At 36.0% G+C, this 15,294-nt stretch carries 10 protein-coding genes; 2 read left to right on the top strand and 8 right to left on the bottom strand.

What is annotated here, in order from left to right; all coding sequences use genetic code 11:
* Positions 1–69 precede the first annotated feature (69 nt).
* The 3 genes from CEY12_RS21585 to priA form a co-directional block, all read right to left on the bottom strand.
* Positions 70–1,998, bottom strand: coding sequence for a M1 family metallopeptidase (locus tag CEY12_RS21585; RefSeq protein WP_089029623.1), 1,929 nt, complete (start codon positions 1,996–1,998; stop codon positions 70–72).
* An 82-nt stretch (positions 1,999–2,080) separates the two neighbouring features.
* Entirely contained in the window at positions 2,081–3,553 is a 1,473-nt protein-coding gene (gene dacB, locus CEY12_RS21580; protein ID WP_089029622.1) for a D-alanyl-D-alanine carboxypeptidase/D-alanyl-D-alanine-endopeptidase, read from the bottom strand.
* Positions 3,554–3,715: 162 nt separating this feature from the next.
* Positions 3,716–6,163, bottom strand: coding sequence for a primosomal protein N' (priA, locus tag CEY12_RS21575; RefSeq protein ID WP_089029621.1), 2,448 nt, complete (start codon positions 6,161–6,163; stop codon positions 3,716–3,718).
* A gap of 104 nt (positions 6,164–6,267) precedes the next feature.
* On the opposite strand from priA, the gene CEY12_RS21570 reads away from it, so the two are divergent.
* Together CEY12_RS21570 and CEY12_RS21565 are read left to right on the top strand one after the other, a co-directional pair.
* A complete protein-coding gene (locus CEY12_RS21570) occupies positions 6,268–7,017 on the top strand; it encodes a sulfite exporter TauE/SafE family protein (protein ID WP_089029620.1) in 750 nt (249 codons plus the stop codon).
* Between the two features lie 12 nt (positions 7,018–7,029).
* Positions 7,030–7,515 carry a hypothetical protein gene (locus tag CEY12_RS21565; RefSeq protein ID WP_089029619.1) on the top strand — a complete coding sequence of 162 codons (486 nt, stop codon included), beginning with the start codon at positions 7,030–7,032 and terminating at the stop codon, positions 7,513–7,515.
* Here CEY12_RS21565 and CEY12_RS21560 read toward each other — a convergent pair.
* From CEY12_RS21560 to CEY12_RS21540, 5 genes are all read right to left on the bottom strand, one after another.
* Positions 7,505–8,413, bottom strand: a complete 909-nt coding sequence (locus tag CEY12_RS21560; RefSeq protein ID WP_089029618.1) for an AEC family transporter — start codon at positions 8,411–8,413, stop codon at positions 7,505–7,507. The two genes, CEY12_RS21565 and CEY12_RS21560, sit on opposite strands and share 11 nt — an antisense overlap.
* A 148-nt stretch (positions 8,414–8,561) precedes the next feature.
* Positions 8,562–11,042 carry a beta-mannosidase gene (locus tag CEY12_RS21555; RefSeq protein ID WP_089029617.1) on the bottom strand — a complete coding sequence of 827 codons (2,481 nt, stop codon included), beginning with the start codon at positions 11,040–11,042 and terminating at the stop codon, positions 8,562–8,564.
* A gap of 131 nt (positions 11,043–11,173) precedes the next feature.
* Complete coding sequence (locus CEY12_RS21550; protein WP_089029616.1) at positions 11,174–11,836, bottom strand: copper homeostasis protein CutC; 663 nt, start codon at positions 11,834–11,836, stop codon at positions 11,174–11,176.
* Between the two features lie 108 nt (positions 11,837–11,944).
* The gene (locus CEY12_RS21545) at positions 11,945–12,937 is read right to left on the bottom strand and encodes an isoaspartyl peptidase/L-asparaginase family protein (protein WP_172821057.1); all 993 of its coding nucleotides are present in this window, start codon (positions 12,935–12,937) and stop codon (positions 11,945–11,947) included.
* Between the two features lie 45 nt (positions 12,938–12,982).
* Positions 12,983–15,232, bottom strand: coding sequence for a family 20 glycosylhydrolase (locus CEY12_RS21540; protein ID WP_228409752.1), 2,250 nt, complete (start codon positions 15,230–15,232; stop codon positions 12,983–12,985).
* Between the last annotated feature and the right edge of the window lie 62 nt (positions 15,233–15,294).

The raw sequence follows: 15,294 nt of genomic DNA, 5'->3' as shown, positions 1-15,294 counted from the left end.
CTAAAAAAATAACACCCATCAACATTATATTGAGGGTGTTACCAATTTGTACTATTTCGAAGGAGAAACCTACTCTTTCACAAACTTAATATTCCTATCGTTTATTTTGAATACATAGACTCCAGGAACCAACTCGGAAATACTAATAGATTTATTAGGTTGGTATTTCCCGGCCTTTACCAATTTTCCATCAATTGCATAAATGACGAAATCCGTTGATCTTTCAATACCTTTTAGATATAATTCATTTTTAGCCGGATTGGGATATAGTGAAAATTGATCTTTTGTCAAGTCCTCAACGCCTAAAGTCAAATCCTTGGTTACTGTAGAGTTTTTCTCTAAAATCTGAAATTCGTAATTAAACTGTACACTGGCAATTGGAAATGGCACAGACTCCACAAAATATTGATTATTGGATGTATTATTCAACTTTAAATAGGCAACCTGACCTGCAGTTCCATTTACTTTTATTGGAAGTGGCATTTCATAGAAGCTTACCGAAGAATTGCTTTGAGCCTGAGCTACTTTTATCGTAATTGTTTGATTTGAAGACTCTTTCCATCTGATATCATAAGTAGGATATCCCTCTCCATAGATCCAGTCATTAAAGAATTCTGTAAAGTTTTTACCGGTGGACTGTAGCAGAGAAGCATTCAGGTCAGCTGTTTTTGCATAATTATAGGCTAAATTAGGTCTTGAGTGATACTCTTTAATTGCCTGATAAAAAGCGGTATCTCCTAAAATCCATTTAAGCATTCTAACGACATACCCTCCTTTAGCATAAGATAATCTACCACTAAAAATGGCGTTTTGATTTCCTAAATCAGCATCATCTACATAGATGCTTCCTCCCGGAGAACTTGTAATATAATCTTTTTGGCTTTCCAGATAATCCATAAAATCGCTTTGAGTCATTAGCAACTTTTCATTTGCAAGATGTTCTCCAAACGTTGCAAACCCTTCATTTAACCAGATATCATTCCATGATCCACAGGTTACCTTATCTCCAAACCATTGGTGAGCAAGTTCATGAGCTATAACTGATCTCCCCCATGAACTCATAGAAGACATCGTCTGATGTTCCATACAAACTCCACCGTATTGAAACTCCATGTGCCCATATTTTTCATTGCGGAAAGGATAAGGACCAAAGTAGGTTTCAAAAGTATTCATGATCTGCTTTGTCCATTCAATATTAGACATTACAGCAGTATTACTTTGTGTAGTGGGATAAACATAATTTACAAAAGGAAAAGGTGGATTTCCCATGGTATCATTCAGTTTAACAAAATTGGTGATAGCAAGAGCTATTAAGTATGCACTTGTGGGATACATCGTTCTCCAGAAGGTCAGCTTTTTACTATTGGGAAGCGTTGTCTCAGACATCAGTTTTCCATTAGCTGCAACACTGTATTGGTTGGGTGTTGTAATTTTAAAATCAAAACGATCAATTTTATCATTCAGGCTTTGCTTGGTTGGAAACCAATCCTGTGCTCCATAGGGCTCACTTAGAGTAGAAAGAATAAGGTTTCCATTTTGTGATCCCGTTGCAAACGCATTATTATTTGTTGCGGGTGGACCTGCATATTGTATCGTTAATGAATCGAGCACATTGGCTGGAAGAGACGCCGGAAAATCAATTTTGACTTCTTTCGTAGGCAATTGTTGGAAAACAAGATTTGCCCCATGATATTTTACTGCAGAAACCGTTAAAGAATTGGCAAGATCAAAGTAGATACTACCCATCGCCTGATTAGGTTTAAAATGTGAAGTGACAGAACCGGAAATATTATAGACTGCAGGATCCAGGCTAACATCCATTCGCTGATACTGCAAATCATAATTTAATGTATTGGGATTAACATTTGGGGCTGTCATCTTTTGAGCATAAGACTTCATTTCCTTTGCGATTAATCCTTTCATTTCAATATTTTGATCCTGACTATGCAATGATCCAATTGAAATAATGCACAAAACGATCAGATAAAGTTTTTTCATTTTTAATTTTATAATGGATCAAAGATAAAAAAAACCTTCTAATCATTGATTAAAAGGTTCTTATGATATTAAATTAAATATTTTAAAGATCTAAAGCCGGTTCCAGAAGTTTTTCCATTCTTTTCTTCACCATATCTACTGATCCTGCATAGTTATTTACCATTAAAGAGAATACCAGTGTTTTCCCGGAATTCGTTTTCATATATCCTGCTAATGTCTTTACTTTATTTAAAGTTCCCGTTTTAGCAAAAATTTGTCCGTTTCCGGTTCCGATGAACATTCTCTTCAAAGTTCCTGACTGACCACCTACAGGAAGTGATGTTAAATATGTTTTATAATATTTCTCATCCATTAATGAAGTTAAAAACTTCGCCTGTGAAATTGGAGTTACGGTATTGCTTCTTGAAAGCCCGCTTCCATCGATATAGCTTAAGCCATTGATATCAAAAGCATGTTCTTTTAAGTGGGTGGTTACAACTATTCTTCCAGATTCTGAAGTCTGATCTCCCAATTTCTGAAAACCTACTGTTTTTAATAAAGCTTCAGCTAAAGAATTATCACTATGCTGGTTCGTATAAAAGATAATATCCCCTAACGTTGGTGACTTATAAGCCGAAATCAGCTTTCTGGATTCAGGCATTGGATCGGTCATCTTAGGACTTACTTTTCCGCTGACAGCGATTCCGCTTTTAACCATACTTGCTCTTAAAGTATTGGCAAGATAAGCCGGAGCATCCGGTAATTTGGTCGTCAAGATACCATCTCCTTCATATTTATCCGCATATACCATTTGATTGGCATAAGGCGAAACATAAAAGTATTTTTTCTCAGTTGAAAAATTACCTGCTTTTTTTACAATCAGTTTTTCGTTTGCCGGGCTGATCTCACGGGTAGTTCCTACAGGCAGATAGTAATTATTATTCTCCAGCCAGACTACATTTTCCGGAAGTCTTGAAATATTTCCTTTAAAAAGAGCGGTCTGAATAATAATATCACCATTTACTCTTTTAATTCCTTCATGAGAGATCCCACTTATGAAATCTGAAACGATTTCTCTATAGGATAAAGCTCCACCTTTGTTAGTTCCAAGGGATGGATCTCCACTTCCCACCACATAAAGATTACCATTTAAAACTCCATTTTCATCTATACTTCCTGAATATTCCAACTGCGTCATCCAACGATAGTTTTCACCTAACAGATTCAATGCTGTTTCGGTTGTTAACAGTTTCGTTGTGGAAGCCGGAACTAAAGGAGTATTTTCATTGTACGAAGAAATTACTTTCTTTGTTTTAGGGTCATACACTACAAATCCCCACTCAGCATTTTTGAGTACGGGATCTGACACCATTGTGTTTACATTAATATCTACAAGTTCTTTAGCTGACAAAATTGTTCTCTCCACAACCGAAGTCACGGGAGAAGGTAGGTTTAAATTTGTTTTTTGATTGTCGTAAGCCTGAGAATAAAGAACAGTAGAAACGGTAGATTGAGCAAGGAAAAACCCAGAAGCCAACACCGCTACACCTGAAATATATTTTCTGAAATTTACCATCTATCTTAGTTTTGTTTCTATGCCTGGACACCATAAAAAACGATTCATAATAATCATCCAATAAAAGCGCCAAACAATTAATCAACGACCAAAAGTAGAAAATATTGTTAGAAATCAGATCATTATAGTCTAATAAAAGGCTATAAAGTTTGTTAAAAATTGTTAAAAATCCACGAAAACGTCTTTTTTGATGCTCTGGTAAGCAGTAATTTCATCAAAATCTTTCAAACTTAGCAAAACCTGGCTTTTAAACTTTTCATAGTTTTTTCCACGTGGAAGTTTAAGTAAAATTTGAAATTGATAGAGGTTATTGATTCTTGCAATCTGAGATTTTTCAGGTCCTAAAACACAGTCTTCTGGAAGGTATTTTCTTAATACAGAACCCAAAAACTGGGAAGCCCGGTTTACCTTATCTTCTCTCCGATGTTTTAGCTCAATCATAATAAGCTTGGTAAAAGGGGGATAATGAAACTTTTTGCGTTCTTCCAGGAAATAATAATAGATCTTAGAAATCTTATTCATTTTGATCAGCTGAAAAACAGAATGCTCCGGATTAAAGGTCTGAATATAAATTTTACCTTTTCCAGAAACCCTCCCGGCCCGTCCTGCCACCTGAGTGATCAGCTGAAATGCTCTTTCTTCTGCTCTGAAATCCTGAACATATAATAAGGAATCAGCTTTTGGGATAGCCACCAGTTCAATATGGTCGAAATCCAATCCTTTGGAAATCATCTGTGTCCCGACAACAATATCTGTCTCCCGGTCTTCAATCTTTTCGTATAGTTTTTCATAAGCAAACTTCTTTCGCATGGAATCTACATCCATCCGATCTACTTCATTATCCGGAAATAACCGGGAAACTTCCTCATGAATCTGCTCAACGCCTACTCCTCTTTCATTTAAGTTTTCAGAATGGCATTTTGGACAGGCTTTAGGTTTTGAAGCGCGCTGGCCACAATAATGGCATTTCATTTCATTAGCCGCTTTATGATACGTCATGACAACATCACAATTGGAACAGTAATTCACGTAGCCACAGGATTCACATTCCAGAACGTTGGCATAGCCACGTCGGTTATGGAGGATAATAGCCTGATTTCTTTCTTCCAGTACTTTTTTTATTTCCTCAATCAATTGTAACGAAAAGTTTCCGGAAACTTTTTTAGAGTCCTGAGCTTCTTTAAAATTGATCAGCTCAAATTCCGGTAACTGTACATTTCCAAACCTTTCATTAAGAAAAATATATTTCATTTTTTCCTTCCTGGCCAGGTAATAACTTTCTACAGAAGGTGTGGCAGAGCCTAATATCACTCGCGCATCATAGAAGTTTCCAAATACCAATGCGGAATCTTTTGCATTAAAATAAGGTGACACCTCTCTCGCTTTGTAAGCAGAATCATGTTCCTCGTCCACAATGACCAATCCTACATTCTGATAGGGCAGAAACAAGGCATTTCTTGTTCCGATAAGGATCTGAATGTCATTGCTTTTAATTCTTCTCCAAACCTCGACCTTTTCAAAGTCGGTCAGTTTTTGATGATAAAAGCCTAATTTCCGGCCGTATTTCTTTTCGAGCCTTTGTGTAATTTGTTTTGTCAGAGAGATCTCAGGGAGTAAAAACAAGACATTTTTCCCCTGATTCACGCATTCTTCGATTTTTTCTAAATAAATATGGGTCTTTCCTGAGGAAGTTACCCCATGAAGCAACACATTTCTCTTTTCCTCAAAAGCTTCATCAATATCTTCTTTTGCTTTTTTCTGGGATTCCGAAAGCTCTTCGATCTCTTCAATCTCTCCTTCATAGCTTTCCAGTCTGTCTTTTTGAAGATAATATTCTTCAACAAAATTCTTATCCACTAAAGGTTTAAGATGTGAATGTCCAAATATTCCATCTTCAAAAAGATCTGATTTTTTGATATAAGTATCAGGATTCTCTGTCTGATTAGATAAAATAAGAAGAAACAGATCCTTTTGTTTAGGGGCTTTGTTTAAATTTCCTAAAATTGCTGTAAGGCTTTCATTATTCAGAAGGTTTTCGTTGATCTTTACATAAGCAACTTCTTTGGCCTTATATTTTTCTCCTATTTTTTCATCAATTTCAATATATTGAAGATCAATAAGCGAATTAATGGTCTTGATAATATCCTTTTTAGGAATAAAAGCTTCGAGATCTGTAAGATTAATCAGCTGTCTAACCTCAAGCGCCTGGATGAGATACATTTCATTGACATCAAGATTTTCAAAATCAACTGTTACATTGGGTTTTAATTTCAGATAAGTCTCACTCTCCAGTTTCAGAGAAGATGGAAATGCAAAACGGTAGATTTCTCCTAAATTGCACAAATAATATCCCGAAAGCCAGTTCCAGAAATTGATTTGTTCTTGAGGTAAAATTGGAGATTCATCTAAAATACTGATCACCTCCCTGGGTACAAAACTCTCGGGCTCTATGTCATGAATTTCAAAAACAATCCCTGTGTAAATCTTTTTTCCACGAAATGGTACTAAAACCCTCATTCCGGTTTGTATAACAGATATGAGCTCTTCGGGCACTTTATAAGTGAAAGACCCTTTTAAATTTAATGGTAAAACAATCTGGACGTATCGCAAAAGAGATGATTAAACTGTAAAATTAATTCATTCCTGACAGAATTGCAATTTTTTATAAGCCATTACCTGTTTTGTACCTTATATTTGTTCATCACTTTTTGTTCATGGAAAATTATATCCTTCTATTTTTTATTGGACTTATGGCTGGAGCAATTAATGCTGCAGCCGGCGGTGGATCGTTCATTACTTTCCCTGCACTCATCTATGCCGGAGTACCTCCTATTCAGGCGAATGCTTCAAGTACTGTGGCCTTATTTCCGGGAAGCTTAGCCAGTGCGTGGAAATTCAGGGAATTTATTAAACCCTTTCCAAAGATTTCCATAACAGCAATGATCATTCTTACCCTTTTAGGTGGATGTGCAGGAGGATTATTATTGTTATATACCCCTTCGGCTGGCTTTAAACTTGTTGTCCCATGGTTACTTTTATTGGGTTCATTAGCTTTTGCTTTTGGAAAACAAGCGGGCAACTGGCTGAGAAAAAAAATGCGTATTGGCTCAGGATTAGTATTGGGAGCTCAATTTCTTTTAGGAGTCTATGGCGGTTATTTTGGAGGGGCAGTAGGAATTATGATGATGGCTGTTTGGGCGCTATTCGGTTTATCAGATATTAAAGTAATCAATGCCAATAAAACTCTTTTTACAGGAATTGCTAATGCTGCAGCAGTTATTCTATTTATCTGGGCCGGAAAAGTATACTGGCCGGAAACCTGTACAATGATGGTTGCAACTATTCTGGGAGGCTATTTTGGAGCACATTTTACCAAGAAGCTAAATCCCGTAAAACTAAGAATGGGTATTGTCATTTTTAACTTTCTAATTACTATTGTTTTCTTTATTAAAACTTATCTCTAAGAAAAATCAATCATGAAAAAAACTATTTCTTTATTGTTATTATTTTTAATAATAGGTATTCAGGCTCAGGAAAAAACATTAATAAACAAAGGAGAAATAACAATTCCCATTGGAAAGAAGATAATTCTTAAGCCATTGTTAGAAGGCGATAAAATAGTTAACCTCGAGATTGTTAAAGAAGAAAATATCACAGACAAGATCGACTTGATGTCAACGCTTAAAACCTTTAAAAAAGATAATACAACGGATAATAGCATTGAGTTTTCTTTTTCTGAAGCAAAAATGATGGACCATTCTCTTTTTGCTTTAATAACTGTACAGAAGACTGCTAAGCTGATGACCTTTAAAGCTAAAATAAGATTAAAGGGAAGTTCATTGTATACTTCAACTTCAATAATGCCCGTTCCGAGCAATGCCAATTCTGTAGAAGAATGGCGAGATACTATTGATTCAATTTTTCTTTACGATTTTAAACTTGGAGATGAGTTTAAAAAATAAAATCAAGTAAGTGATACCAGATAGCTGTTGTTGCAAATCCTACTATTATGCTGAATCCAATGGTTAAATTCGTCAGTTTGGTGTTCAGTCTAAACTGTTCGACGATAATACTGGAAGTAACTACCGTAGGCATGGCTGCCTCAAATATGGTAATTTTAGCGATATTTCCTTTTATTCCTAATAATAATGCGAGTCCTAAAACAATTGCCGGAGCTAAAATTAATTTATACAACATTGAGATCGACATTTGAGGAATTAATTTTTTCCAACCATTAAATTTCAGCTGCAATCCTACAGAAAATAAAGCTAAAGGACTTACCGTAGCAGCTAATTTGTCAAAAAGAGGTTCTGCAATCGTAAAATCAATAAACTGAGAAAGCACCAGCGCACTGATACATGCCACTAATGGAGGAAAAGTGATCAGTCTCTTTAAGATAAACTGAGGACTTACCTTCCCTGATCTGCTCCCTCCTTTCACTGCTGCAATAATTCCCAGAGTTGAAAGACTGAAAAACATGGTCTGATCACAAATGATCGCAATACTTAAAAGGCTCTCCCCATAAAAAGCACTGATTAAAGGGAACCCTATAAAGGAAGTATTACTGTAGCCACTGATGAGTTCCATCGTACTTTGTGAACGTCTCGAATAGCCTTTTTTCCTGCTGTAAAGCATCATAAAAACAAAGCTGAATACAGCAATAAGAAATGTAGCAACAATAGGGAAAAGCATTTCTACTGTCCAGTGAACTTTAGGTAAATACTTAAAAGAAACCGCTGGCAAAGCAAGATAGAGGATCCAGGTATTGATCCCTTTATGGGCGTCGGGATGAATAGATTTTGTTGCTTTGAAAATCATTCCAGCCAAAATACATACTGCTATCAAAACAAAATTCACCATAATTGTGTCGGACTATGCTGCAAATTTAAGACTGATTTCTTAGGTAGAGATATAAAAAATAGATTTTTTAAACAATAAAGTATGCGACGACTATTTTTTTCAGCTCAATAATATTTCACTGATTTTGCAGATCACTCAGATTTTAGACTTAATCATTAATCGCGTCCCACAAACTCATTACCTCAACTTTTTCTAAAGGTTTTGATACTATAATCCGTTTTGAACGGTTAGGAAGAAGATCAAAGAAATTATCGCTAAAATGAGTATCTCCTATTAAGTATACATCTTTTGCTAAAACATCAGTAGAAACTTCAATCTCTTTAGAAGAGATCATCTTGATTTTTACAGTTGGTTTTGTTAGTTTTAAATTCTTAGGCTTTTCAAAAAAATGAATATTATGTGCAATTTCTTTCCCATTTTCATCTTTTAACCTGATCCTTAAAAAGATCTCATCTTTAGGGAACCTACCAACTATACTTTTAGTTTCTTTTGGATCAAATTTTACAATATCTCCCAAATTCTTTTTCCCTAAACCTATTTGGTTAAGAATTTCTCCGTTGAATTTAACAACTTCTATCGTCGCTTCAACGTTTTGAAATGTTTTTGAAAGATCATTAATCGCATAAAGATTTAGAATTCCCTCTTTCTCTTCAACCAGAATAGCCTGTTGTTCAAAGCTTCTTTTAACCTGATAATGCAAGGCTTTCCAGTTTCCTGAATAATCAATAGAAGACCACGAAATTACAGGCCAGCAATCATTCAATTGCCAGTACAAAGTCCCCATATTATAAGGTTTTGCCCGGCGATGCGCCTCAATAGCAATCTGCATTCCTCGAGCCTGTAGTAATTGAGAGACATAATTATATTTTACAAAATCGGATGGAACTGGATAATCGCGCTCCATATATTTGTTGATGATCTCCCAACCCCGTGCATGCTTTTCATGCGCCTTTATGGTGGCGTTATTCAAACTGAGATCAGGAACTCCGGAAAACATTGCTTTAGTGGTTTCCAAGCCTGGCATTCCCTGAAATCCATATTCAGACATAAAACGACCGACCTTTTCATTATACATTTCAAAAGGCTGCTCTCCCCACCAAACGCCCCAATAATGAGAATCGCCCTCTGTCAGACTTTCTTTATGTCCCCAACCAATAGATGGTGAACTTGGCCAATAGATATTTTTGTCAGCCACCAGATTTTCTTTTAAAGTATTTGGAATTAAGTCATGAAAAACCTTCTTATAATCTTTCCATACCTGTAAGGAGTCTTCTTTAGAATATTTCAATTGTTTCTGATATCCCCAGTTAACAATTGCCTCATCTACTTCATTGTTTCCGCACCATAAAGCAATTGATGGGTGATTTTGTAACCGGTTGACCTGATCCTTTACTTCTTCTTTTATATTATTCAAAAAAGCATCATCAGCCGGATAAAAGCTTCCGGCAAACATAAAATCCTGCCATACTAAAATTCCATTTTCATCACACGCTTTATAAAATTCATCATCTTCATAAATCCCACCACCCCAAACACGAATCATATTCATATTCGATTCTTTGGCATCTCTGATCAGTTTTTGATATTTTTCCTTCGTAATTCTTGGAGAAAAGCTATCTGCAGGAATCCAGTTCGTCCCTTTTATGTATAATGGATGCCCATTGACTTTAAAATAGAAAGATTTCCCTTTTTCATCTTTTTCCTGCACCAATTCTACAGTTTTCAATCCAATCCTTAAGTTTTCACTGGAAATAGTTTTTGAATCTTTTTGTAAGGAAACATTGATGCTATATAGGTGAGGATCTCCCCATCCATTAGGTTGCCATAATTTTGGATCTTTTATGACAAACGGGATATCAATACGGTTACTTCCTTTCTTTAATTGGAATTGACTTTTTTTATCATTAATGGAAATATCATACTTCCCTTCTTTGTCAGTAACAACCGTAAGGTGAATACGTAGATCGGCATTTTTTTTCGTCAGTGTCTTTTGTTCGATCTTTAGGTTTTCAAGTTGAGCATCATTCCAGAAATTTAATTTTACCCCTTTCCATATTCCTGCTGTTACTAATCTGGGGCCCCAATCCCACCCAAACTGATACTGAGCTTTTCTAACAAAACTTCTGGGGCTTTCTGGCATTGTAAAAGGAACTTTCTTTGCCAGCTCCTTTCCAGTATTCACTGCCGATCTGAATTTAATCTGCAGGAGGTTGTCCCCCGACTTTAAGTCTTGCTTAACAGGAATCTCCCATTTTCTAAACATATTATCTGTTTTTTTCAGGAGTTTTCCATTGAGGTAGATTTCAGAAAATGTGTCCAACCCATCAAATACAAGATTTATGTTTTGATTTTCCAGTTCTTTAGATGATATTTTAAAATGGGTTTGATACTCCCAATCTTCATTTTCTACCCACTGAACTTTCTTTTCATTTTCATCTTTAAAAGGATCAGGGATCAATGCATTATTCATTAAATCCAAATGCACCATTCCTGGTACCGAGGCACCGAGCCATTTTTGTTCTTTTGAATTTTTAAATTCCCATTTTTCAGAGGTCAGACTTCGCTCTGAAAACTGAGCACTCAGAAAATTTTGAACGAGAAGAAAAGCAAAAAAAGCCGTTTTATTCATTAATTGGATTGTTTGTTTGTAAGCAATTGTAATTTACCAACTTTGTCATTCCGAATGAAGCGAAGCGAAATGAAAGAATCTCTGTGTAATTGGTGTAGATTCCTTCGTTCCTCGGAATGACAGGCTGGGTATTATTTACTCTTCAGGGCAATTACTTCATCGACATTCGCAAACTGTCCACCATCTGTAATAGCCGAAGAGTGGAAATAGGTTGCGTTTGTAAATTCCCTGATATCCTGAATATTAGTTGATCTTAATCCCCCGCCGATAAGAATTTCTATTCTACCATTGGATAACTCAACTAATTTCTTAAGATTTTCTTTTCCTTCCGTAACATTAGGTTTTTGCCCTGAAGTAAGAATGGTTTTAAAACCACATTCAATCACTTTCTCTAAAGAACCCTCAAGGTCTTTTGCCCTGTCGAAAGCCCGATGAAAAGTACATGGCAGCGGATGAGCCAGATCTATAAGGATCTTGTTTGCCTCCATATCAACCTCATCATTTTCAGTTAAAATACCAAAAACAAAACCATCAACTTTAAGCGTTTTTAATTCACTGAGATCCTTTTTCATTTGCTCAAACTCTTCATTTGAGTAGGTGAAATTTCCACCACGGGGGCGAATCATTACAAAAATGGGAATATTTATTTTTTCTCGAAGCTCTTTTGTTATTTCAAAACCCGGTGTTGTTCCCCCTTCACTTAATCCATCGCATAATTCTATTCTGTCTGCTCCATTTTCATAGGCAACCATTGCAGAATGAGGATTAAAACATGCTATTTCTATTTTTGACATTTTCTTATATTCAATTTTATGTTTCGGCTAAAGCCAATGGATGATAAATATTAAAATTTGAAAACGGGCTAAAGCCCGTTTCTATTGATATCTTATGGTATAAAATATTTATTTCAATGCAAATTCAGGAGTTTCCAACCGGTTTCCTTTCTGATCATGAACCGCAAAATTAAATCCGTCCTGGATACAGTAAGATCCATATTCCCCATTTTTATTTAATGCAATAAACCCAACCTGAATATCTTTCAGGTTTTTGTTCCTTCTTTGCGTAATTTTTACAATTCTCTCTACTGCTTCTTTACAGGCCTGTTGTGGATTTCTTCCCTGTCTCATGAGTTCAACAACCAAGTGAGTTCCCACAGTTCTTATCACTTCTTCACCATGACCTGTTGCTGTTGCTGCTCCCACTTCATTGTCAACAAACAATCCGGCTCCGATAATGGGTGAATCTCCCACCCTGCCATGCATTTTAAAAGCCATTCCACTGGTAGTGCAAGCTCCCGAAAGGTTTCCTTGTGCATCCAATGCAATCATTCCGATCGTATCATGGTTCTCAATATTGACAATAGGTTGATATTTACTGCTTTTAAGCCATTCTTTCCATTCTTTTTCTGATTCTGGAGTTAGCAGGTTTTCTTTCTTAAAGCCTTGTGATAAAGCAAACTGAAGTGCTCCATCTCCTACCAGCATTACGTGCGGTGTCTTTTCCATCACTGCTCTTGCTACCGAAATTGGATTTTTAACATTTTCAATGCAGGCAACTGATCCGATGTTATAATTTTCATCCATGATACAGGCATCCAATGTCACTCTTCCATCCCGGTCAGGGCGTCCACCATAGCCGACACTTCTCTCTGTAGGATCCAGCTCTACCAAGCGAACTCCTTTTTCAACAGCATCTAATGCACGTCCGTTTTTACCAAGAATTGTCCAGGCTTCTTCGTTGGCTTTTAATCCGAAGTTCCATGTTGAAAGAACGATAGGCTTATTAACGATTTTGTTTGTTTCAGGTAATTCTTTAGCGATCAGATCTAAAGGATTCAGCAGCAATGCAGAAGAGGCAATAGCTGTATTTTTTATAAATTTTCTTCTTGAGTTCATAATTTTTCAGAGTTTAGGTTATAGGATTTGGGTAGATTTGGATATTTAATTTGCTCCTATTTCATCTACAAAAAGCCAGGCTTTAGAATCAGCTCCAGGATTTCCAGCTGGAATAATTCCGGCATTTTCTATTTTTATTTTAATGTACTTTGAATTTTGATTTCCCACATTCAATTTTACTTTTCCTTTTGAATTCTGAATTTCATCTTTTCCGATCTCTTTAATCATTTTAAAATTGACATTATCGTCAGAAACAGAGACCTGTGCTGATTTTGCCAAATGAATCCAGCTTCCTTTATTTTCCAGGGTGTTGAAATATACTTCTGAAAACTGGGTTTTCACTCCCAAATCGATAACTGCCACTACATCTTTTCCATCGAAACCTAACCATGTTTTTCCTAGCTGTTTTTGATTTCCAAAAATCCCATCTACTAAAGTAAAAGCACCTCCAAAAGAATAATTTTCACTCGGTTGCTGCTCTAAAACAATCTTCTTTCCCGTTGTTTTGGAAGGATTAAACTGTTGGGAAGAAACAGCACTTTTTATCACCCCATTTTCAAAATAGGCAGATTTAATCGTCATTACTTTTGATACCGGTATAGCGTTGTGATAAGGCATTGAACTCGCCGTTGGATCCGTTCCATCCGTTGTATATTTTATTCCATTGGAATTCTGAGAAGTGGATAATTCATAGGCCACTCCATTAGCAGAAGGAATGACTTTTCCTAAAATATTATAAATACTTTTCGCATAATTGATTTTCTTTTTATCTAAAATTTTAAACTGCTGTATAACCCTGTTTTCAAAATCTTTATATTTTTTTGAATCAGCAGTTCCCCAACCTACTTCTGAAAGTGCCATAAGCCTTGGAAAAATCATGTACTGAACATGTTTAAAATCCAATATGTATTCGGTCCATAAATTAGCCTGAACTCCCAAAATATATTTTGCCTGCTCAGCATTAAGCTCTGAAGGGATTGGGTTGTAAGAATATACTTTATCTAAAGGGGTAAATCCTCCGAAAGCATTAGGCTCTGATTGCGGATCACCCTGATAATGATCAAAATAACAAAAAGCTCCGGGCGTCATTACTGCAAAATGTTTTGATTTAGCGGCTTCAATACCTCCATTAACCCCGGTCCAGCTCATTACTGCCGCATTAGGAGCAAGCCCACCTTCTAATATTTCGTCCCAGCCTATTATTTTCCGGCCTTTGCTGTTTACATATTTTTCAATGGTATGAATAAAGTAGCTTTGAAGCCCGTGTTCATCTTTTAAATTATTCTTTTTAATTAATTCCTGACAATGAGGGCACTCTTTCCATCTTGTTTTCGGACACTCATCACCTCCAATATGAATATACTGGGAAGGGAAAAGCTGCATAACCTCATCCAAAACATTCTCTAAGAACGTAAAAGTCTCTTCTTTAGGACAGAATACATCATCAAAAACGCCCCATTTTGTTGCAGCCTCAAAAGGACCTTTTGTACAGGCCAATTCCGGATAAGCAGAAAGTGCAGCCAATGCATGCCCGGGCATTTCAATTTCCGGAACTATTGTAATGTGTCGCTGTTCTGCATATTTAACGACATCTTTGATCTGCTCCTGTGTATAAAAATAAGGACCATATGGCTTTCCGTCAAATGTATTATCAACATAGGCCCCGATCATCGATTCTTTTCTTTTAGACCCAATTTCAGTCAGTTTTGGATATTTTTTGATTTCAATCCTCCACCCCTGGTCGTCAGTTAAGTGCCAGTGAAAAGTATTAAGCTTATACATGGCTAAATAATCAATGTATTGTTTTACCTCATCCACTGTGAAGAAATGACGACAAACATCAAGATGCATTCCGCGCCATGCAAATTTGGGCTCATCTTCAATTTTTAAAGCAGGAATATTTTTATCGTTCTGATAGTTTTCAAATAACTGGATCAATGTCTGAAGAGCCAGGAAATATCCCTGTTTCGTATATGATTCTATCAGGATTTGCTTTGGAGAAATTTGTAATGAATAAAACTCATTCTGATTATTACCATTAACCTTCTTCAGTTGGGTATAGACCAATTGTGCTTTTCCTTTTTCAGTTGTCTGAAATTTCAGATCTGAACTTAAGCTTTTCTTTAAATACTCAGTTTCCTGTTTTGGCAGGTCTTTGTCCAGAAATAATGTTTCAGGAATGCTAAATCCACCATTTAAAATGGTAACATTTTTTGGGTAAGGAATTAAATTCAGTTGAGTTTGCGAAAAAAACAGATTGGAAATCATAAGAGAAAATACCAGTAATGAACGCATTATTTTGTGTGATTAAGATTTAAGCGAATATAATTATTTTCTGAAAAATTCCGGTGAATTAT

The organism is Chryseobacterium sp. T16E-39, assembly GCF_002216065.1.
GTDB lineage: Bacteria > Bacteroidota > Bacteroidia > Flavobacteriales > Weeksellaceae > Chryseobacterium.
The sequence above is the reverse complement of the archived record's forward strand: the minus strand, read 5'-3'. Positions and strand labels throughout refer to the sequence as shown.

Coding starts and splice junctions, on each gene's coding strand:
- CEY12_RS21570 (WP_089029620.1), top strand. CDS start 6,268: ATGGAAAATTATATCCTTCTATTTTTTATTGGACTTATGGCTGGAGCA.
- CEY12_RS21560 (WP_089029618.1), bottom strand. CDS start 8,413: ATGGTGAATTTTGTTTTGATAGCAGTATGTATTTTGGCTGGAATGATT.
- CEY12_RS21565 (WP_089029619.1), top strand. CDS start 7,030: ATGAAAAAAACTATTTCTTTATTGTTATTATTTTTAATAATAGGTATT.
- CEY12_RS21540 (WP_228409752.1), bottom strand. CDS start 15,232: ATGCGTTCATTACTGGTATTTTCTCTTATGATTTCCAATCTGTTTTTT.
- dacB (WP_089029622.1), bottom strand. CDS start 3,553: ATGGTAAATTTCAGAAAATATATTTCAGGTGTAGCGGTGTTGGCTTCT.
- CEY12_RS21585 (WP_089029623.1), bottom strand. CDS start 1,998: ATGAAAAAACTTTATCTGATCGTTTTGTGCATTATTTCAATTGGATCA.
- CEY12_RS21550 (WP_089029616.1), bottom strand. CDS start 11,836: ATGTCAAAAATAGAAATAGCATGTTTTAATCCTCATTCTGCAATGGTT.
- CEY12_RS21545 (WP_172821057.1), bottom strand. CDS start 12,937: ATGAACTCAAGAAGAAAATTTATAAAAAATACAGCTATTGCCTCTTCT.
- CEY12_RS21555 (WP_089029617.1), bottom strand. CDS start 11,042: ATGAATAAAACGGCTTTTTTTGCTTTTCTTCTCGTTCAAAATTTTCTG.